Annotated in this window: 19 protein-coding genes; 10 read left to right on the top strand and 9 right to left on the bottom strand. The window is 68.2% G+C overall.

From position 1 onward, the window contains the following. Positions 1-98 precede the first annotated feature (98 nt). Positions 99-365, top strand: a complete 267-nt coding sequence (locus HUN08_RS16390; RefSeq protein WP_301546775.1) for an antibiotic biosynthesis monooxygenase — start codon at positions 99-101, stop codon at positions 363-365. Here HUN08_RS16390 and HUN08_RS16385 read toward each other — a convergent pair. The 3 genes from HUN08_RS16385 to HUN08_RS16375 all read right to left on the bottom strand — a co-directional run bounded on the left by HUN08_RS16385 (position 362) and on the right by HUN08_RS16375 (position 2328). Continuing rightward, positions 362-937, bottom strand: a complete 576-nt coding sequence (locus HUN08_RS16385; RefSeq protein WP_301547009.1) for a sterol desaturase family protein — start codon at positions 935-937, stop codon at positions 362-364. The genes HUN08_RS16390 and HUN08_RS16385 overlap by 4 nt on opposite strands. 103 nt (positions 938-1040) lie before the next feature. Next, positions 1041-1781 (bottom strand): FadR/GntR family transcriptional regulator, encoded by a 741-nt coding sequence (locus HUN08_RS16380; protein WP_124246922.1) that lies wholly within the window; start codon positions 1779-1781, stop codon positions 1041-1043. A gap of 139 nt (positions 1782-1920) precedes the next feature. Continuing rightward, a complete protein-coding gene (locus HUN08_RS16375) occupies positions 1921-2328 on the bottom strand; it encodes a DUF5709 domain-containing protein (RefSeq protein WP_124246923.1) in 408 nt (135 codons plus the stop codon). Positions 2329-2364: 36 nt separating this feature from the next. On the opposite strand from HUN08_RS16375, the gene HUN08_RS16370 reads away from it, so the two are divergent. Beyond that, on the top strand, positions 2365-2850 hold the full coding sequence (locus tag HUN08_RS16370) for a DUF1648 domain-containing protein (RefSeq protein WP_165353472.1): 486 nt from the start codon (positions 2365-2367) through the stop codon (positions 2848-2850). 3 nt (positions 2851-2853) lie between these two features. Here HUN08_RS16370 and HUN08_RS16365 read toward each other — a convergent pair whose 3' ends face one another. After that, positions 2854-4611, bottom strand: a complete 1758-nt coding sequence (locus HUN08_RS16365; RefSeq protein ID WP_124246925.1) for an acyl-CoA dehydrogenase family protein — start codon at positions 4609-4611, stop codon at positions 2854-2856. 70 nt (positions 4612-4681) lie between these two features. Here HUN08_RS16365 and HUN08_RS16360 point away from each other — a divergent pair, with 70 nt between their 5' ends. From HUN08_RS16360 to HUN08_RS16335, 6 genes are all read left to right on the top strand, one after another. Further along, complete coding sequence (locus HUN08_RS16360; RefSeq protein WP_124246926.1) at positions 4682-5476, top strand: crotonase/enoyl-CoA hydratase family protein; 795 nt, start codon at positions 4682-4684, stop codon at positions 5474-5476. Positions 5477-5781: 305 nt separating this feature from the next. Then, positions 5782-7620 (top strand): molecular chaperone DnaK, encoded by a 1839-nt coding sequence (gene dnaK / locus HUN08_RS16355; protein ID WP_124246927.1) that lies wholly within the window; start codon positions 5782-5784, stop codon positions 7618-7620. Beyond that, the gene (gene grpE, locus HUN08_RS16350; RefSeq protein ID WP_129624351.1) at positions 7617-8198 is read left to right on the top strand and encodes a nucleotide exchange factor GrpE; all 582 of its coding nucleotides are present in this window, start codon (positions 7617-7619) and stop codon (positions 8196-8198) included. The genes dnaK and grpE overlap by 4 nt, the downstream gene beginning before the upstream one ends. 51 nt (positions 8199-8249) lie before the next feature. Next, positions 8250-9446: a molecular chaperone DnaJ gene (dnaJ, locus tag HUN08_RS16345; RefSeq protein ID WP_124246928.1), complete on the top strand. Its 1197-nt coding sequence runs from the start codon at positions 8250-8252 to the stop codon at positions 9444-9446. A gap of 3 nt (positions 9447-9449) precedes the next feature. Next, complete coding sequence (locus HUN08_RS16340; protein ID WP_124246929.1) at positions 9450-9830, top strand: helix-turn-helix transcriptional regulator; 381 nt, start codon at positions 9450-9452, stop codon at positions 9828-9830. A 31-nt stretch (positions 9831-9861) separates the two neighbouring features. Continuing rightward, positions 9862-11178: a hypothetical protein gene (locus HUN08_RS16335; RefSeq protein ID WP_124246930.1), complete on the top strand. Its 1317-nt coding sequence runs from the start codon at positions 9862-9864 to the stop codon at positions 11176-11178. A 3-nt stretch (positions 11179-11181) separates the two neighbouring features. Here HUN08_RS16335 and HUN08_RS16330 read toward each other — a convergent pair whose 3' ends face one another. Further along, positions 11182-12351: an FAD-binding oxidoreductase gene (locus HUN08_RS16330; RefSeq protein ID WP_124246931.1), complete on the bottom strand. Its 1170-nt coding sequence runs from the start codon at positions 12349-12351 to the stop codon at positions 11182-11184. Between the two features lie 129 nt (positions 12352-12480). Between HUN08_RS16330 and HUN08_RS16325 the strand changes: the two genes are divergently transcribed. After that, entirely contained in the window at positions 12481-13350 is an 870-nt protein-coding gene (locus tag HUN08_RS16325) for an SPFH domain-containing protein (protein WP_301546774.1), read from the top strand. Next, positions 13350-13517 carry a toxin-antitoxin system HicB family antitoxin gene (locus HUN08_RS16320; protein WP_124246933.1) on the top strand — a complete coding sequence of 56 codons (168 nt, stop codon included), beginning with the start codon at positions 13350-13352 and terminating at the stop codon, positions 13515-13517. Before HUN08_RS16325 ends, HUN08_RS16320 begins: the two co-directional genes overlap by 1 nt. A 7-nt stretch (positions 13518-13524) precedes the next feature. Here the strand turns inward: HUN08_RS16320 and HUN08_RS16315 are convergent, their stop codons facing one another. The 4 genes from HUN08_RS16315 to HUN08_RS16300 form a co-directional block, all read right to left on the bottom strand. Continuing rightward, complete coding sequence (locus tag HUN08_RS16315; protein ID WP_301546773.1) at positions 13525-14757, bottom strand: CdaR family transcriptional regulator; 1233 nt, start codon at positions 14755-14757, stop codon at positions 13525-13527. Positions 14758-14810: 53 nt separating this feature from the next. Then, a complete protein-coding gene (locus tag HUN08_RS16310) occupies positions 14811-16241 on the bottom strand; it encodes an NAD(P)/FAD-dependent oxidoreductase (protein ID WP_124246934.1) in 1431 nt (476 codons plus the stop codon). Then, positions 16238-18055, bottom strand: a complete 1818-nt coding sequence (locus HUN08_RS16305) for a DUF3556 domain-containing protein (protein ID WP_124246935.1) — start codon at positions 18053-18055, stop codon at positions 16238-16240. Before HUN08_RS16305 ends, HUN08_RS16310 begins: the two co-directional genes overlap by 4 nt. 76 nt (positions 18056-18131) lie before the next feature. Beyond that, positions 18132-19589: a class I adenylate-forming enzyme family protein gene (locus HUN08_RS16300; RefSeq protein ID WP_124246936.1), complete on the bottom strand. Its 1458-nt coding sequence runs from the start codon at positions 19587-19589 to the stop codon at positions 18132-18134. Positions 19590-19671 lie beyond the last annotated feature (82 nt).

Below are 19671 nucleotides of genomic sequence, written 5' to 3'. Positions count from 1 at the left end.
GCCGTCGCGGCAGCCCGCACGGCCATGCGCCGCCAGAACGAACAAGTGCCGTACGCGGGTCGGCGTCGGGGCCTACCTTCGAGTTCATGGTTCAAGAAGTGGCAATTTTCGACGTGACCGATGCCGACGCCTTCGAGAAGGCGCATCAGGCCGCCAAGGCCGGGATCGACGGGGTCGCGGGGCAACGGTCCATCCGCATGACGCGGGGGATCGAGTCGCCCAACCGGTTCATCCTGCTGATCGAGTGGGATTCCATCGACGCCCACCGGGCGGCGGGCAAGACCGAGGCCTTCGGGCAGTGGATCGCCGCGATCAGCCCCTATTTCGACGGTGCGCCGCGCGCCGAGCACTTCACCGACGTCTAGACGCCGTGTAGGTTCTTGGCGGTCTTCGACGTGGGGACGCTCGCCGGGTCCGGATAGGTGCCGAGGACGCGGTCCGCGGTCCCCGAGGTGGTCACCGTGTACCAGAAGTGCTCGTTCTTGAAGTGGTGGTAGCGGTGGTTCTTATACACCGCCCGATACGGGCGGTGCCGCGGCTTGTAGTCGGTGTGGATCAGGAAGTGGATCCACTCGTAGAACATCAAGAAGGCGGTGACCGTGAGCAGGAAGGTCATGCCCAGAGCCGTCCGGGGAAAGGCGAAGACGCCGATCACCGTCAGCACCGGGAGCAGCCCGACGAGCACCGGCCACGGGATGAAGATCAACGGGATGTCGCGCGGGTCGCGGTGATGACGGCGGTGGTCACGAGCCAGGATCGAGTCGACGGTGATCCGCCCGACCTTGCGTGGGCGCCAATGCAGGATTCCGACGTGGATGAGCCACTCGGTCACCGGTGAGACGGCGAGCAGCAGGGCGACGACGAGCGCGTCGGTCCACTGCCAATCGCCCAGCAGGATCCGGGCGATCAGCGCGCCGACCAGCGGTACCGCGATCATCCAGGGCGACGGGTGCCGCCAGAACTCGGCCGTCGCGGCGCGCAGCGTGGTGATTCGGGGGCGGGCCGGCCGCGTGGTCCGGTTCGTCGTGGCGACAGTGTGATCAGTGGCCATCGGTGTCTCCTTGGAAGGTGCTCGCCGCGTCGAAGACGGCGAGGAGGGCAGAAGTGCTCGGCGACAGCAGGTCATCCGCCGCGCGACGGGCGGCCGCCGGGTCGTGCGCGGTCAACGCCGCGAGCAGGGCGCGGTAGCCGTCGACCTGGCCGACCTCGCCGGCCATCGCGGCGGAAAGCGCGGGCAGCGCGGGCTCGTAGGCGGCCCGCAGCGTGTTGAACATGAGCCGGTAGACGAGCGAATCGGCGCCGTCGACGATCCCGTCCCAGAACCGCAGCGCGAGGATCTGCAACTGCAGCGGATCGGTCTGCGCCGCGATCTCGTCGACGAGGGTGCGCAGGTCTGCGGCGGCGGATTCGTCGAGGCGCTGCGCGGCGAGACCGGCGACGATGGGCGCGATCTGGGCGCGTGCTTCGATCACCGACCGGGCCACCCGGAAGTCGAGCTGACCGTCGTGGACCAGGAGCAGCGGCAGGAGGTCGAGACCGCCGTCGCGGCGGATGTCGCGCACCGTCGTCGCGTCGCCCTGCCGGATGTGGACGAGGCCCGAGGCGTCGAGGCGTTTGAGCGCTTCGCGGACCGCCGGTCGGGAGACTCCGAGCGCGGCGGCCAGGTCGCGCTCGCTGGGCAGCGACGCCCCGACGGACAGGTCGCCGCTGACGACGCGGGCGGCGATCTGGTCGAAGACGTCGTCGGAGACGGAGCGCTTCACGACGGGTTGGAAGGTCACCCGTCGAGCATGTCGCCGATTGGTCAGCCTGTCAAGTGGTCAGACCAGTGTTGGTCGGGTGGGTCTCGATACGGTGGATCCGGGGTGGTCGAGTCGATCCGGGGTGGTAGGCGAGGAACCGTATCGAGACCCGGGATCGTCAGTCGGGATCGATGATATGGACGGCAGCCTCCTCGGCGGAGGCGCCGGCACCGTCGACCCCCACATCGGTGCCGAGGAGTTGCTCGTCGTCGTCGGACATGACGCCGTCGTCGGGGCCGACCAGTCGGCCGGCGCGGCGGCCGCCCACCTCGTCTGAGGCGGGGAAATCGTCGTCGAGGCCGTCGTCGGAATCGGGGTCGTAGGTGGTGTCCGGTTCCTCCTCGGCGAGTCGCTCGTCGAGGGTCTCGTGAATGTCGTTGCCCCGGGCGTAGTCATGCGGCGGGTGATCGGGCGGCGAGTATCCGCGGTCGAGGATGTCGCCGACCTCCTCGTCGGCGAGCATGTCCTCGGGCTGCAACTGCTCGACGGTGTAGTCGCCGTCGTCCACGTCGGAGTCGTCGCTCATTCCTGCACAGTAGCGTTTCCCAGTAGGTTTGACGCTGTGTCGCGAAGTCTGTGGACCTTGGCCCTCACCTGGGTGGGCGTTGTGCTCACATGGATCTGGGTGGCGGTGGCCGCGCCGGATCGGGTGCCGATGCACTGGGGGATCGACGGCCAGGTCGACCGATGGGCCGGACGCGGCGAATACCTGGTGACGACCGGCCTGACGGCGGTGGCGACCACCGTCGTGATGGTGGCCGTCGGCGTCTTCGCTCCGCGTCTGCCCGACTCGATGATCAACACCCCGCACCGCGAATACTGGCTGTCCGAGCGGCGGCGGCCTGCCTTCGACGCGCTCACCAGAAACATGATGTTCGACGTCGCGGCGGTGGTGATCCTGCTGTTGACCGCGATCAATGTGATCACCGCGATCGGCACGGACGGACAGTACGTGTGGCTGCCCGTGGTCGTCGTCTTCGTCCTACTCCTGGTGGCGGTGACGGTCGGCCCGATCCTGCGGCTCTATCGCGAGCCGGTTCGTCGCTAGCCGTCAGGGATTCATCTCGTACGCGCCGTTGTAGGACTGCACTCGCTGCCACACCCGGTCGAACCGTTCGGGGTCCGCGGTGGGCGCGGCGATGGCACTTCGGGCCCACTCCTGCTGTGCCGGCGTGGCCGAAGGCTTGCCGAGGAGATCGACGGCGTAGGACGAGAAGTCGCGGATGAGCGTGTCGAAGATCTGCGCGGTGGTGTCGTCGTCGAGTCCGGTGAGGTCGGCTTGCTCGAGGATCAGCTGACCGTAGACGACCAGCGAGAACAGCTGGCCGACGGTGAGAAGGAAATCGAGGTCCTTTTGCTGCTCGGCGTCGGGGGCGGCGGTGGCCAGGAACTCCGCGAACGCCGTCGCCTGCCGGTAGAAGGTCGCCACGTTCGGTTGGTCGGAGTGCCTCTCGTACACCGGTTTCCAGTCGGCGAACTGGATCCGCCCGGCTCCACGCGTCGGGCCCTGGTGGAAGAAGAAGACGTCGTCGTCGGCGTCGAGCCGAGTGCCGATCTCGGGGTACTCCTTCGGGTTGAACATGTAATTGGGCATGAACTTGAGGACCAGGCCGACGTTGACGTGGACCGTGCCCTCCAACCGCGGGTAGGCACCGATGATGTTGGCGAAATGCCGGAACATCGTGTCCTTCTCGTACCCCTTCGCGGCGATGACGTCGTGCAGCAGCCGCACCACCGCCTCGCCTTCCAGGGTCACCTTCGACTTGGTCAGGGGGTTGAACAGCAGATAGCGGCGGTCCTCGAGGCTCGCACTGCGGAAGTAGTCGACCGACCGCTGACTGAACAGCTTCATCGCGATGATGCGCGCGTAGGCCTCGACGAAGTTCGCCCGCACGTGGGAGAAGTCGGTGACGCGGTTGCCGTACAGGATCCGGTTGTCGGCGTGGGTGATCGCCTCGTAGAACGCGTGCTCGGCCATCCCGATCGACCCGCTGCACAGGTTGAATTTTCCGACGTTCACGGTGTTCAACGCGGCGGCGAACGCCTCGACCCCGGAGTGTAGGATGTCTTCGTCGCGAACCGGGTAGTCGTTGAGTCGGAACGTCGACACATACGACTGCATGTGGACGACGTTGTCGATGAGCTCGTACTCGGGGCGCCGGCTGTCGGCGACGAAGAAGGTGTAGTCGCTGCCGGCCTCGGCGGTGCCCTTGCCGTCGTCGATGCGTCCGAAGACGGACACCATGCTGGCGACGTTCCCGTTGCCGATGTAGTACTTCTCGCCGTTCGCGCGGTATCGGATTCCGTCGGCTTGATCGGCCGCGCTCGCGGGGGTCAGGATCAAGTCGGTCTGATAGACGTCGGCGCCGTGTTCGCGCTCGGAGAGTCCGAACGCCATGAGCTGACCGTCCTCGAGGTCGGCGGCGGCACGCAACTTGGCCTGCTCGTTGGCGCTCTGCCAAATGGGGCCCAGCCCGAGGATGGTGACCTGTTCGGTGTACCAATAGGCCATCCCGTAGAACCCCAGGATCTCCGAGAGCGCGTGGTTGCGGGCACCGTCCCAGCGCTTGGCCGGGTCGCCGCCGCCGTAGGCCGCCGGAGTCAGGAAGGTGGCGAACAGCTTCTCCCGTTTCACGAAGTCGACGAAGGCCGCCGGCCAGGCGGCCGACAGCTCCTCCGCGACGATCTTGCCCTTGCCCTGACCCTCGAACCAGTCGATGGTCGCGCGCAGCAACCGGCGCGTCGGCTCGTCGAAGTGGCGAGGATCGTAGGTGTGCGGGTTGAACAGGAGGCCGTCGACTTCGGTCATGGCGCCAACCTACCCGGCGGCGTTCACTCCTACGGCGTGGCCGAGGGAATCGGCGGGCTACCGTTGCGCCATGAGCAACATCGACTACGACGTACGCGACGACGTCGCCCATGTGCGGCTGAACCGTCCCGACAAGCACAACGGGCTGACCCTGGACATGCTCGACGACCTGGCCCGCGCGGCTGACCGCGCCGCGAAGGACCGTTCGTTGCGGGCGGTCATCCTGTCGGGCGAGGGGCCGTCGTTCTGCTCCGGCCTCGACTTCGCGTCGGCTGGCAAGGAACGCGGGCGGATCATGCGCAACCTCGTGCCCAAGCGCTCGTCGGCGGCCAACAACTTCCAGGCCGCCGGCTGGGCCTGGCGCGGCGTGCCGGTGCCGGTGATCGCGGTGATCGGCGGTCATTGCTACGGCGGCGGGTTGCAGATCGCGCTCGGCGCCGACTTCCGGTTCAGCGCCCGCGACGCCGACTACTCGATCCTCGAAGCCAAGTGGGGACTGATCCCCGACATGTCGCTCTCGGCGAGTATCGCCCAGCTGACCAGCATCGACATCGCCAAGCGGCTGACCATGACCGGCGAGATGTTCGACGCGGAGCAGGCGCTGGACTGGGGGCTGGTCAGCTCGGTCGACGACGATCCGATGGCCGCGGCGCTGGCGTTGGTCGACGCGGTGAAGCAGCGTTCGCCCGATTCCGTCGCCGCGTCGAAGTCGCTGTTCGAGAACACCTGGTACAACGGCTCGCGCCTCTCCTTCCCCGTCGAGCAGGCGCTGCAGGTGCGGCTCCTGCGCGGTAAGAACTCCGCGATTGCGCGCAAGGCGGGGCTCGACCGTTCGACCCCACGATTCTTGCCGCGGCAGTTCTAGGGACTCCCCGGCAAACCCCGCAGTTTCGGACAAACCCGGCACGATTCGAGTGTGGGGTTTGTCCGAAACTGCGGGGTTTGCGCGCACGGGACTCAACTTTTTCTGACGAATCGGGAATGGATTCGCCGAGGTTGAGGTTGGACCATGCGAGAAACTTGAGTGAGCAAGGCTCAACAAAGGTTGACCGGCATGGATTCGGCGACTAGAACTTGAGTCGGAAGCGCTGAGGTTTCGAAGAACCCGAACTTGGAACCACGGTCGGTGATCTCTGATCGCCGATCACATCAACAGGAGGAACAACTCTTATGTCCCGTGCTGTCGGAATCGACTTGGGAACCACGAACTCGGTGGTCTCCGTACTGGAAGGCGGCGAGCCCGTCGTCATCGCGAACGCCGAGGGTTCGCGCACCACCCCGTCGGTCGTCGCCTTCGCGCGCAACGGCGAGGTCCTCGTCGGCCAGCCCGCGAAGAACCAGGCGGTCACCAACGTCGACCGCACCATCCGCTCGGTCAAGCGCCACATGGGCGAGGGTGACTGGTCGGTGGAGATCGACGACAAGAAGTACACCCCGCAGGAGATCAGCGCCCGCACGCTGATGAAGCTCAAGCGCGACGCCGAGGCCTACCTCGGCGAGGACGTCACCGAAGCGGTCATCACCGTGCCCGCCTACTTCAACGACGCCCAGCGCCAGGCCACCAAGGAAGCCGGCCAGATCGCCGGCCTCGACGTCCTGCGCATCGTCAACGAGCCGACCGCGGCCGCGCTGGCCTACGGTTTGGACAAGGGCGAGAAGGAACAGACCATCCTGGTCTTCGACCTCGGTGGCGGCACCTTCGACGTCTCGCTGCTCGAAATCGGCGACGGCGTCGTCGAGGTCCGTGCGACCTCCGGCGACAACAACCTCGGCGGTGACGACTGGGATCAGCGCATCGTCGACTGGCTCGCCGACAAGTTCAAGGCGGCCAACGGCATCGACCTGACCAAGGACAAGATGGCGATGCAGCGCCTGCGCGAGGCCGCCGAGAAGGCGAAGATCGAGCTGTCCGCTTCGCAGAGCACCTCGATCAACCTGCCTTACATCACGGTGGACGCGGACAAGAACCCGTTGTTCCTCGACGAGCAGCTCACCCGCAGCGAATTCCAGAAGATCACCAACGATCTGCTGGAGCGCACCCGGGCGCCGTTCCAGGCCGTCATCAAGGACGCCGGCATCTCCGTCAAGGACATCGACCACGTGGTCCTCGTCGGCGGCTCGACCCGCATGCCCGCGGTGACCGAGCTGGTCAAGGAGCTCACCGGCGGCCAGGAGCCCAACAAGGGCGTCAACCCCGACGAGGTCGTCGCGGTCGGCGCGGCCCTGCAGGCCGGTGTGCTGCGCGGCGAGGTCAAGGACGTGCTGCTGCTCGACGTGACCCCGCTGAGCCTTGGCATCGAGACCAAGGGCGGCGTGATGCACAAGCTGATCGAGCGCAACACCACGATCCCCACCAAGCGGAGCGAGACCTACACGACGGCCGAGGACAACCAGCCCTCAGTGCAGATCCAGGTCTACCAGGGTGAGCGCGAGATCGCCTCGCACAACAAGCTGCTGGGCAGCTTCGAGCTGGGCGGCATCGCCCCTGCCCCGCAGGGTGTCCCGCAGATCGAGGTGACCTTCGACATCGACGCCAACGGCATCGTGCACGTCACCGCGAAGGACAAGGGCACCGGCAAGGAGAACAGCATCCGCATCCAGGACGGTTCGGGACTCTCCAAGGAGGAGATCGACCGGATGGTCAAGGACGCCGAGGCCCACGCCGAGGAGGACCGCAAGCGCCGCGAGGAGGCCGAGACCCGCAACCAGGCGGAGTCGCTGGTCAACCAGACGCAGAAGTTCCTCGCCGAGAACGACGACAAGGTCCCGGCCGACGTCAAGGCCAAGGTCGAGGGCGCCGTCGAGGAGGCCAAGAAGGCGCTCGAGGGCACCGACACCGCGGCCATCAAGACCGCGATCGAGAACCTCTCGTCGGTGTCGCAGGAACTCGGCCAGGCGATCTACGCGGCCAGCTCGGCCGAGTCGACCGACGGCGCGCAGGGTGCGCCGACCGGTGGCGACGACGACGTCGTCGACGCAGAGGTCGTGGACGAGGGTGACGACAAGTGACCGAACCCTTCGACGCCACCAACGGCGCGGGTGAGCCCGAACCGGACGTGACGCCGACTGCTGCGGCGGGGGCCGATGCCCCCGCCGCAGCGGGCGGTACCCCGGCTGCCGAGCCGGGTGTCGCTCCGGCCGCCGACGACCAGGTCGCCGAGCTCACCGCCGCGCTGCAGCGCGAGCGCGCCCAGTTCACCAACTACAAGCGCCGTTCCGACGAGGAGATGGCGGCCAAGGTCTCGCTGGGCAAGCAACTGGTCATCGAACAGCTGCTGCCGATCCTCGACGACCTCGACCGTGCCCGCGAGCACGGCGACCTCGAGTCGGGTCCGCTGCGCGCCGTGTCGGACAAGTTGGCCGCAACGCTGACCGCCCATGGCCTCACCGCCTTCGGCGCCCCCGGCGATGCGTTCGACCCCGAGCTGCACGAGGCGGTCCAACACGACGGGTCCGGACACGACCCGGTCCTGGGCGAGGTCTACCGGGTCGGCTACCGCATCGGCGACCGCGTCGTCCGTACCGCGATGGTCACCGTGACCGACGGCAACGGTGCCGACGCCGACACCGTTCCCACTCAGGAGTGAGTGGAAGACAACAGGACACGATGAATGAAACGAGAAAGGAGGTGACGCACGATGGCTCCCCAACGTGAGTGGCTGGAGAAGGATTTCTACTCCGAACTCGGCGTCTCCTCCGACGCCACGGCCAACGAGATTCGCAAGGCGTACCGCAAGTTGGCCAACGAGCTGCATCCGGACAAGAATCCCGGCGACGCGGCTGCCGAGGAGCGCTTCAAGCGCGTCTCCGAGGCGAACAGCGTCCTGTCGGATCCGGAGAAGAAGAAGGAGTACGACGAGACCCGGGCGATGTTTGCCGGCGGCCGCTTCCGCGGCGGTAACGGGTTCCCGGGCGGCTTCAACGGCGGTGGCGGCACCACCTACACGACGGGCGGCGACTTCAACCTCGACGACCTGTTCGGCGGCGGTGCCGACGCCGGCGGCGGCCTCGGCGACATCCTGGGCGGGATGTTCGGCGGGGGAGGCGGTGGCCGATCCACGGGTCGCGGCACCGCGTCCCGGCCGCGTCGGGGCCAAGACCTCGAGGCCGAGACGACGCTCTCCTTCCGCGACGCGGCGAAGGGTACGACGGTCAGCATGCGGGTCACCAGCCCGTCGCCGTGTACGACGTGTCACGGCAGCGGGGCGAAGCCCGGGACCTCGCCGCGGATGTGTCCGCGGTGCAACGGTTCTGGGTTCGTCAGCCGCAACCAGGGCGCGTTCGGGTTCAGCGAACCCTGCCGCGATTGTCAGGGCACCGGCTCGATCATCGAGGACCCGTGCCCGGACTGCGGCGGCAACGGCGTCCAGGTCCGGGCGCGCAACATCAACGTGCGCATTCCGGTGGGCGTCGAAGACGGCCAGCGGATCCGCCTCGCCGGTCAGGGCGAGGCCGGGATGCGCGGGGCGCCCTCGGGCGACCTCTTCGTCACGGTCCACGTCACCGGCGACAAGCTGTTCACCCGCAGCGGCAACGACCTCAAGGTCGAGTTGCCGGTCAGCTTCTCCGAGCTGGTGCTGGGTGCGACGGTGTCGGTACCGACGCTCGACGGCTCGGTCGGGGTGAAGATCCCGCCGAACACGGCCGACGGCCGGACCCTGCGCGTACGCGGTCGCGGCGTGCCGAAGCGGGCCGGCGGCTCGGGCGATCTGTTGGTGACGGTGAAGGTCGCGGTGCCCACCTCGCTGGACGAGAAGGCCACCGAGGAGTTGAAGGCCTACGCCGAGGCGGAGAAGGCCTCGGGCTACGAACCACGGGCCGGATGGGGGAGGTGAGTCATGGCCGCCGGTCAGAACAACATGTCCGAGGATCGGGCGACCTACGTCATCTCGGTCGCGGCCGAACTCGCCGGCATGCATGCGCAGACCCTGCGCACCTATGACCGTCTGGGATTGGTGACGCCCGCCCGCGCGAGCGGCGGCGGGCGTCGCTACTCCCGCGGCGACGTGGAGTTGTTGCGCGAGATCCAGCGCCTCTCCCAGGAGGAGGGCGTCAACCTCGCCGGCATCAAGCGGATCATCGACCTGACCCGCGAGGTCGAAGATCTGCGCGCGCAACTCGACGCGGTCGGCAAGCGGCGGCCGGGCGGCGAAGTCGTCCCGTCGCCGCGCACGACCGCCCTCGTGGTCTGGCAACCCCGCCGCGGCCGCCGCTCCTGATAGCCTCAGGGGCCGAGTAGAAGGTGGGGCAATGTCGCATGTGATCGGAATCGCGGTCGTCGACGGGCAGGTCGCTTCGGTCGTCCGCGACGACAGCGACGCCGTCGTCGCCACCCATGTCGTCGACGTCGACGACCAGTCGGCCGCGAGCATCGGCGGTGCCGTCATCGACCTGGTCTCCTCGGCGCCCTTCGAGGTGTCGCGGATCGGGCTGGTCGCGCCCCCGGCCCAGGTGGACGCGCTCCGGGCGGCCTTCGCGCCCGCCCCGGACCGGCCGGTCTGGTTTGCCGGGGTATCGGTCGACACCGTCGACTCGGCCCTCGTCGAGCTGACCCGCACCGATGCGACGCCGATCGAGGGCAGCGCCGGGCCGGCGACCGGAAGCCTCGGCGGCACCAGCAAGTCGGTGGCGGTGGTGAACCTCGACGAGTACACCGCCCCAACGTCGGGGATGCCGATCGTCACCGTCGACCCGCAGACCGGCACGATCACCGGACGTGCTTCCTGGAGCCCGGACCACGAGCAGCACACCGCCGTGCTGGACCCGACCGGCGCGGCCACCGTGGCGTCGGCGATCGCCTCGATCCCGGGCAGCGAATCCATCACCCACGTCGTCTTCACCGGTGCCGGTGCGGCGGTCCCCGGCGTCCACGCGGCCTTCGAGCGCGCACTCGGCCGCCCGGTCGTCATCGCGCCGCGCCCGCAATTCGCCATCGCCGGTGCCGCCGCGGGCTTGGCCCGCCAGCCCCGGCCCGCCTATGAACCGGTGTCCGGTGCATTCGCGGCGCAGGCCCCCTCCACCGGTCGGCATCAGCTCGTCCCGGAGGCGGTGCCGCATCAGGTCGTACCGCAGGCGGTCGGCACGCCGCCGGCACCCCAATTCTCTTCCGCCCCTTACGGATCGGACCACTACGCGGTCGGCGAGGGCGTGACCGACGCCGCGACGGTATCGCTCGACGAGGACGGCGACCCGGCGCCCGCGTCGGATCAGCGCACCCGTCGGCGCTGGTGGTTGATCGGCGGCACCACTCTGGCCGGTTTCGTCATCCTTGGCGCGGCGATCGCGGCGGTGCTCTTCTCGACCGGCACCGCCCAGCGCGTCGTCGGCGTCACGACGGTGTCGGTGACCACGCAGACCACGACGGTGACCAACACCGAGACCGAGCGCAACAACACGGTCCACACGACGACCGTCACGCCGCCGACCCACACGAAGACCGTCACCAAGACGACCACGCAACCGGCCACCACGGTGACCGAGACCGAGACGGAGACGATCACCGAGACCGAGACCCAGCAGGGCCAGGGTCAGGGACAGCAGGGGCCGCAGGGGCCGAGCGGGAATTAGCGTTCAGCCGACCGGGTCGTGGTGGATGCGCCGATAGCTGGCGCCGTTGATCAGCAGTTTGCGCTCGGTGGTCTCGATCATCGCCGGTGACCCGGCGATCAGCACGTCGCGCGAGTCCCAATAACCGGGCGTGCGGTCCGCGTCGTGGACCACCGCGTCGGCCAGGGTCCCGAGCATGTGCGGGAATCCCAGATCGGTCGGCGACGCGATGGAGCCGAGCCACCAGGGGTCGTCGCGCTCCTCGGTCACCGCGGTCACCGAGAGCCAGGGGCTCATCGCGCACATCGGCTGCAGGGTGGCCAATTCGTAGAGCTCGCCCGGATGGCGCGCGCCGTAGTAGAGGTGGATCGGCGGATTGTCGACGTTCGCGGCGAGCCCGGTGAGGATGGCACGCAACGGGGCCAACCCGGTGCCGCCGGCGATCATGGTCGTCGGGGTGTTCGGATCGACGCGCAGCATCCCGTGGTTCTGTGCGATCGACCAGACGTCGCCGACGGCCGTCTCGAGCACGATCGACCGGCTGACCGTCCCGCCGGGGACGGCGCGGAGGTGGAACTCGACCTCGCCGGTCGGGCTGGCCGGAATCGCCGGCGAGAGCATCCGCCACGAACGGCTCCACTGGGGGATGCAGACCTCGACGTATTGGCCGGGGAGATAGTTCAACGGACGCTCGGCGACGAGGCGCACCACGGCGTGCTCGCGGCTGATCTGGAACTTCTGCACCACCCGGGCCGGGGTCGCCGGCGGGCCGGTCTCCTTGGCCGCGGCACCGCTCATCACACCGGTGATCGTCGCGACGATCTGACCGATCGCCGCGGCCGCGGCCGGGGTCCGCGACGATCCGAGCACGGCGGCGAATTCGGCTTCCAGCGCCCGGCCGGCCAGCTCGTAGTGCTGCGGCAGCACCCCGTACTTGCGGTGGTCGCGCCCGAGCTGGGCGAGCAATTCGACGAGGGCGCCGTGTCCGGTGGGCGCCAGCGCCCCGTCGAGGACGTGGTCGACGACGCGGGGGAAGGCGTTGCGCAGATGTGCCAGCGAAGGTGGGAACAGGTCGCGGATCGACGGGTCGAGGCTGAACAGGCGGGCGAAGAAGTTGTTGGCGAAACGCGCGGGGTCGGCGTTGAGGGAGGTGCGCAGGTGGGTCAGGACGATGCGGGTCTCGTCGTCGGCCACGGGTGGTGTCCTCCTCGGCGAACGCAGGATTCCAGGGCTGGTCGTCGAATACTACGCCCGACCGGGGCCGATGGTCGGCGTCTCCACGGAGTGCTAGTGTGGTGATATCACTACGATATGGAGGCTGGGATGTTGAGAAGGGCTTTTCGCACCAACGGCTTTGTCGCACTCGTGGTCATCCTCGGCCTGCTCATCGGCTTCGGCGTGCTCGCGCTGTACGGGTTGACCGGCAGCGGCGCCGGCGCCATCGCAGCGGCGGTGGTCGGCGTACTCGGCGTCATCGTCGCCTTCACCTGCCTGAGCGGGTTGACGGTGGTCGACCCCAACGAGGCCCGGGTGGTGCAGTTCTTCGGCCGGTACGCGGGATCGGTGAGCGATCCCGGGTTCCACTGGGTGCTCCCGCTCTCGGTGCGCCGGTCGATCACGCTGCGCGTCCGCAACTTCGAGACCCAGCGCTTGAAGGTGAACGACGCCGACGGCAATCCGGTCGAGATCGCCGCGGTCGTCGTCTACCGGGTGGTCGACAGCTACCAGGCCGCCTTCGCCGTCGACGATTACGAGGAGTACGTCGAGACCCAGTCCGAGGCGGCGGTCCGGCATCTCGCCACCACCCATCCCTACGACGCCCACGACGCCGACCGGACCTCCCTGCGCGACGGTGCGCTGGTGGCCGAGGAGCTGACCGCCGAGCTCGCCGAGCGCACCGGGCTGGCCGGTGTGGAGGTCGTCGAGGCACGGATCACCCACCTCGCCTACGCCCCGGAGATCGCCCAGGCGATGCTGGTGCGCCAGCAGGCCGCCCAGGTCGTCGCCGCCCGACAGCAGATCGTCGAGGGTGCGGTCGGCATGGTCGGGCTGGCGCTCGACGGCTTGTCGGCACAGGGGATCGTCGATCTCGACGGCGAGCGGCGGGCGACGATGGTGTCCAACCTGTTGACCGTGCTGTGCGCCGACCGGGCCACCCAGCCCGTGGTCAACGTGGGATCGCTCTACTCCTGATGGTCGGCGCAGCGGGGAAGCCGGAGTCGAAGAAGGTCTTGCTGCGCCTCGACCCGGCCGTCCACGCGGCGATCGCCAAGTGGGCGGCCGACGATCTGCGCAGCATCAACGGCCAGCTCGAATACGCGCTGCGGCTGGCGTTGAAACAGGCGGGTCGGCTGCCCTGACCCGCGCCTACTTCCGGGCGACCGGGCGCAGGACCGTCGGGCCGAGGAATTCGCAGACCTGCAACGCCAGCGCCATGTCCAGACGGTCGTGACGGTTGCGCTGGCCGGCCAGGGCCTTGTCGACCCGGTATTTCACGGTGTTGCGGTGCAGGTTCAACTGCTCGGCTGTGTGCAGGTGGCTCTCCCCGGTGGCGAAGAAGGTCCGCAGGGTCTCGCGCAGGACGGCGGCGTTGTCGGTGTCGTCGGCCAGCGACCCGAGCACCTCGCCCACCCAGGCCCGGGTGGAGTCCAGGTTGGCGGCCAGCAGCGAGGTGACGGCGATGCCGCGGTCGCCGAATCCGACCACCGGGCCGCGCGGCCCGTGCGGCATCGAGACGACCTCGTAGGCCGCGATGGCCTGTTCGTGCGTGCGGCGGAAGCCGCTCAGGCCCGGCGCGGGCAGGCCGAGGCAGATCCGTAGCGACGGGGGCAGTTTGAGCGTGCTGCCCAGGACGGCGCTTTCCAGTCGGGGTGGATGGTCGCCGAGCGGGATCCACGCCCAGAGCGTCTCGCGGTCGACGGCGGTGGAGACGATGTCGCGCGACGCCCCGATGGCGCGCGCCAGGCCGGTGGCCGCCGTTTCCATCGAGGCGGGCGTGAGCGGACGCTCGGCGTCGGACCAGATGACCGCGGCCACGTGGTACTGGTCGAGGCGATACCGGGTCTGGGCCTCGAATGCCGCGCCGTCGTTGCCGGATTCCTGCAGCAGGCCGTGGATGAGTGCGGAGCGGATGTTGCCGGCAGCGCCCAGCCACAGGTTGCGCTCCTGCTCGTAGACGTCGAAGACGTAGATCGTGATCCAGTCGATATAGGCGAAGACCAGGTCGGAGCTGTATCGGAGGACTTCCAGGGTGAGTTCGCGCGAATAGCCCATCGAGTCGACGATCGGGAAGAACTCGTTGAGGAAATCGTGCTGGCCGACGTGGTAGGCGCGCACCAGAGAGTTCGGCGAGACGCCGCGCTGGGCGAGGCGCCGGGCGTATTCGACGGCGGCCGACGGCGGCTGCAGATGACTGATCGGCACGTTGTTGGCCAGACCGTAGAGGATCGTCGAGACATTCGACTCGACGCTGTCCCAGAGCGCCTCGAGGAGGACGGGATCGTCGTCGAGGCCCTCGATGTCGCGGGCCATCACCGCCGAGAGACCGTCGGTGAGTTCGTCGGATCGCTTCTGCAGCTGGGCCGCGATCTGGCCGATCACCGCCACGGCCTCGGCTGAGGCGGGCGGTGGCTGGCGCGGGGTGATCGGCAAATTCAGTCCAACTGCGTCGGGATGCGCAGGTGGTGCAGGGCTCGCTGTGCGGCGTTGAACCCGCACATCCCGTGGATACCCGCGCCTGGTGGGGTCGACTGTGAGCAAAGGTACACCCCGTCGATTCCCGTCGCGTACGGGTCGATACCGAATCTCGGCCGCAGCACCATCTGCAATCCGTCGTTCGCACCGCCGATGATGTCGCCCGCGGCGTAGTTCGGGTTGTACGCCTGCAGGGCGGCCGTGCCGCGCGATTGGGTGTGCACGATCGTGTCGCGGAATCCGGGGGCGAACCGCTCGATCTGGTTGACGACCAGTTCGGTGGCATCGCCGTCGTATCCGGGCGGGACGTGGGCATACGACCAGATCGGGTTGATGTTCCCGCTCGACCGGGACGGGTCGGCCAGATACTGCTGCCCGACGAGGACGAACGGCCGCTCCGACATGGTGCCCTCGATGCGGGCGCGCTCGGTCGCGGCAATCTCCTCGAAGGTCCCGCCGAGGTGGACGGTGCCCGCCCGCCGGCAATCGGGGTTGGTCCACGGGATGTCGCCCTCGATAGCGAAGTCGACCTTGAACGCGGCCGAGCCGACCCGGAATCTCCGGTAGGCGCGGGCGACGCGTCCGGGCAGGTCGTCGTCGTAGAGGCGCAGGACCTGCGCGGGCGTGATGTCGAGCATGACGGTGTCGGCGTCGGGGATGTCGGCCCGACTGCGCACGAAGGTGTCGGTCGCGATGGTGACGTCGTAGTCGCCCAGCGCGTCGACCAGGGCCCGGGTGATGGACCCGGACCCGCCGCGGGCGACGACCCACCCGTAGCGGTGTCCGCCGGCCAGCATCATCAGACCGAGCGATGCCGTCAGCGGGCGGTCCAGCCGGGTGAAGGCGTGCGCGGCGGCGCCGCCGAAGACGGCGCGGGTGGTGTCGGTCTTGAGGTACTTCGAGACCAGCTGCGCCGAGAGCAGTGCCCGCGGGCCGAAGGACGCGAGACGGAACGGGTGGCTCGGGATGCCGATGACCGGGCCGAGGAGGTCCGCGGCGAGATCATCGAAATGTTCGGCGAGGTCGCCGACGAGGCGCTTCCACCGCTTGCCGTCGACACCCATGCCCGCGGCGGTTTCGTCGACGGACTGGTAGAGCACGCCGGCCCGGCCGTCATCGAGGGGATGCGCGCAGTCGACCTCGGGCCAGCACCAGCCGAGACCGTAGCGCTCGAGGTCGACCGTCTTCCAGAACGGCGAGCCGACGCCGAGCGGGTGGACCGCCGAGCAGTAGTCGTTGATCAACCCCGGGTATCCGGCCTCGCCCGAGCGGGCGCCGCCACCGACCGTCGACTCGGCCTCCAGGATGGTGACCGAGACGCCATGCCTGGCGAGATGCAGGGCGGCGGCGAGCCCGTTGGGCCCGCCGCCGACCACGACTGCCGTCGTCACCGAGAAGCTCCAGCGGGGGTAGCGCTGTCACTTCGCCAGGTGTACTCGAGCGGAATCGGCCCGTTCGGCAGCCACGGCTGGGTATCAGCCGAGTCCGCAACCTTGTAGGTACCGCGCTCGACCACACCGAGGGCCGCGTCGATCAACTTCCACTCCTGGTAGTTCTTGTGGATTGGCTGGGATTCTACCCATGCCACCAGGAACTCTCCGGGTTCGAAGTTGCATCGGCGCTGAATCGCGCGGATCAGATCCTCGTTGTGGAAATGTCCCTCACCGAAGTTGAACGCGATGATGGAGTTACAGGCGAACTCGGCCTCGCGCATCCGGTAGGTGTTGAACTTCTCCTCGCCGAGGTAGTTGCGCATGATCGACATGAGCCCGGGACCCTGGCTGTGCAACGAGCGCCAGCCGGTGGTCATGGACAGGACGACCTCCGCCACATCCTCGGGATACCCGGCCTTCTGCAACTGGGTGATGATGTTCGGCTGCGAGCGCACGATGTGCTCCTCGAGCTTCTTCTCCGCCTCCGGCTTGATCGCCCACTGGGCCGAGGCCCAGTTGCCGGCGTACTGCCGCATCGACGGCAGGAAGGAGACCCAGTCGGGCCGCAGATTGCCCAGGATCGGGAAGATCACCAGGGCGATCAGGACGGGGACCGTCCACGCGTAATCCGAGCCGATGAAGCCGAAGCCGTCCTTGTTGGGCCAGCCGAGGTACAGGAAGACCACGGCGAAGGCGAACAGCACGTTCCACTCCAGCGGAACGGCCAGGGGGAAGGTCGAGAAGATCACGGCGTGCAGACCGATCATCATGATGACGGCGACGACGACCAGCCACCACGGCGTGCCGACCAGCAGCAGGATCAGCGGGAAGCCGATCTCCACAACGGTGCCGAGGCCGTGGGCGAAGAAGTGCGCCAACCCCGACGGTTGCAGGTCTTCCGGGAAGTTCCGGTAGAACAGCCGGCGGGTGGCCTTGCCCGGCAGGATCGGGGTGTTCGACATCATCGGCGGAACGACCTTGCCGAAGTGCTTGCCGATCTTCGAGATGCCGGCACCGACCCAGACCACCGTGATCAGCAGCTTGAGGCAGACGAGCATGGTGACCACGCCCATCGCCGGCGCGAGTAGTCCGAAGACCATCGCGGGCATGTACTGCTCCGGGCGAGCGGCCAGGAAGGCGACCTTGTCGCGCAGGCCGAGGATGACCAGGAACACCAGCACCGGGAGGAACAACCACGGGTTGACCAGGTACACGTTGGTCTGGCCCAGATGCTCGGCGACCTTCTGGCCGCCGGGGAATCCGGTGGCGTCGACCCGGGGCGCGAACAGCGTCACGAGAGCGGAGACGAGTACCAGCGCGTAGACCGCCACGTCGAAGACCGTGCGCCGGTCACCCGCGGTGCCGGGGACCTTGCCCGGCCATGGTGGGAGCCGGATGGTCTCCGGGCGCAACCACGTCTTGAAGCCGGCCGTCATCGGGGCGAAGTGGCCGGCCAGCGGCCCCCACGATCCGGCGAGGCCCAGCGTCTCCAGGAAGACCGTCCACATGATGGCCTTCTGGTAGAAGATCGGCTGGTTCCACCACTGCGACGGGTGCAGCGGGTTGAGCCCGCTGGTGAGGGTCGCGATCGCGATGCCGACGACGAGGTACAGCACGACGACCTTGACGACGTAGATCGTCGGCAGCATCTTCGGCGTGCCGAAGCCGTTCTCGACCCAGAATCGGGACGTGATCTTGATGCGATCCAGGTATGGCTTGTCCATGAAGGTGGCCGGATCGACTTCGGGCATGACGCCCTCTTTGAATCCCATGGCGGTGTACTCCTCTACTCCGGGGGATTTGATTCGTGCGGGTGGTTTCGGCCCGACGGGCCGGGGGATGTGCCGATCAGGGGGTTGCCTTGGCCTGGACCCGCAATGTGGGTTTGTCGATCTTGCCCACGGGATTGCGGGGCAAGGCGTCGACAACGGTGACCGAGACCGGGAGCTTGACCCGGGTCAGTCGGCTCGAGAGGTGCTCGAGCAATTCCTCGCCGGTGACCTCGGCGTCGGGATAGGGGACGACGTAGCCGACGGGGACCTCGCCGTAGACGTCGTCGGGGCGGCCGACGACGGCCGCTTCGAGGACGGCGGGGTGCTCGGCCAGCGCGTTCTCGATCTCTTTGGGGTAGATGTTCTCGCCGCCGCGGATGATCATGTCCTTGACGCGGTCGACGAGGGTCAGGTAGCCGTCCTCGTCGAGCTTGCCGACGTCGCCGGTGTAGAGCCATCCGTCCTTGATCGTCGCCGCGGTCGCGTCGGGCAGGTTGAGGTAGCCGCGCATGACGCTCGGCCCGGAGATGATGACTTCGCCGGACTCCCCCGGGGGCAGATGGTTGCCGTCGTGGTCGGCGATCGCGATCGTCTGCCCGGCCAGGGCGGGCCCGACGGTGCCGACCTTGCGCTTGCCGTTGAGCGGGTTGCACGCCGAGGCGCAGGTCCCCTCGGTGAGGCCGTAGCCCTCGAGGATGGGGATGCCCAGCGCCCCCTCGACCTTCACGAGTAGCTCGCGGGAGATCGGCGCGGCGCCGCAGATGGCGAATCGCAGCGACGACAGGTCGGCGTCGTCGGGCATCTTCGAGACGAGCATCGCGTAGATGGTCGGGACGGCCGAGAAGTACGTCGGGCGCAGCCGCGCGACGTCGGCGAAGAAGCGGGTGACCGAGAAGTGCCCGGTGACGGTGAGCTGCCCGCCGACCAACACCGGTGCGATGAAACTGACGGCGATCGCGTTCACGTGGAACAGCGGCAGGATGAGCAGCGCGTGGTCGCTCGCCGAGAGGTCGGCGTTCTGCCCGATGGCGGTGCCCATGTACTGCAGGTTGGCGTGGGCGAGTTCGACGCCCTTGGGGACACCGGTGGAGCCGGAGGTGTAGATCAGCAGTGCGATGTCGTCGGGGGCGGGTTCGGCGGGCGGGCGCCACGAGTCGTCGAGGGTGGTGGCGAAATCATCGACGAGCAGGATCGGCCGGCCGAGCCCCGGCTCGTCCTTCTCGGCGACGACCAGAACGGCGTCGCAGTCGTCGATCTGGCGCTTCGCCTCCGGCAGGAGGAACTGGGGGTTGACCGGGGTGGCGGTCGCACCGAGGCGCCAGGCGGCCTCCAACGCGATCAGGAGTTCGACGCGGTTGGGCAGCCACGCGGCGACGACCGAGCCGCGGGTGACGCCGAGTTTGGCGAACTGGGCCGCCAGGATGTCGATGCGCTCGGCGTACGCGGCGTAGCCGAGCTCCGTGTTGTCGTCGCGGACGCAGGGCGCGTCGCCGCGGTCGACGAGATTCCAGGCGAAGTAACCGATGTCGGACATGCTGTGCATCACTCCAATGGCTGTGTGTGATGCATAACACTAGGGCGACGTTTTGCACGTTTCTACGGTCTGCGCCGCTGAA

This window comes from Gordonia sp. X0973 (assembly GCF_013348785.1).
GTDB lineage: Bacteria > Actinomycetota > Actinomycetes > Mycobacteriales > Mycobacteriaceae > Gordonia.
Note: the sequence above shows the minus strand (reverse complement) of the source record. Positions and strands in the feature narration are given on the sequence as shown.

Coding starts and splice junctions, on each gene's coding strand:
- HUN08_RS16385 (WP_301547009.1), bottom strand. CDS start 937: ATGATCGCGGTACCGCTGGTCGGCGCGCTGATCGCCCGGATCCTGCTG.
- HUN08_RS16375 (WP_124246923.1), bottom strand. CDS start 2,328: ATGAGCGACGACTCCGACGTGGACGACGGCGACTACACCGTCGAGCAG.
- HUN08_RS16365 (WP_124246925.1), bottom strand. CDS start 4,611: ATGACCGAAGTCGACGGCCTCCTGTTCAACCCGCACACCTACGATCCT.
- HUN08_RS16360 (WP_124246926.1), top strand. CDS start 4,682: ATGAGCAACATCGACTACGACGTACGCGACGACGTCGCCCATGTGCGG.
- dnaK (WP_124246927.1), top strand. CDS start 5,782: ATGTCCCGTGCTGTCGGAATCGACTTGGGAACCACGAACTCGGTGGTC.
- dnaJ (WP_124246928.1), top strand. CDS start 8,250: ATGGCTCCCCAACGTGAGTGGCTGGAGAAGGATTTCTACTCCGAACTC.
- HUN08_RS16340 (WP_124246929.1), top strand. CDS start 9,450: ATGGCCGCCGGTCAGAACAACATGTCCGAGGATCGGGCGACCTACGTC.
- HUN08_RS16335 (WP_124246930.1), top strand. CDS start 9,862: ATGTCGCATGTGATCGGAATCGCGGTCGTCGACGGGCAGGTCGCTTCG.
- HUN08_RS16325 (WP_301546774.1), top strand. CDS start 12,481: ATGTTGAGAAGGGCTTTTCGCACCAACGGCTTTGTCGCACTCGTGGTC.
- HUN08_RS16320 (WP_124246933.1), top strand. CDS start 13,350: ATGGTCGGCGCAGCGGGGAAGCCGGAGTCGAAGAAGGTCTTGCTGCGC.
- HUN08_RS16305 (WP_124246935.1), bottom strand. CDS start 18,055: ATGGGATTCAAAGAGGGCGTCATGCCCGAAGTCGATCCGGCCACCTTC.
- HUN08_RS16300 (WP_124246936.1), bottom strand. CDS start 19,589: ATGTCCGACATCGGTTACTTCGCCTGGAATCTCGTCGACCGCGGCGAC.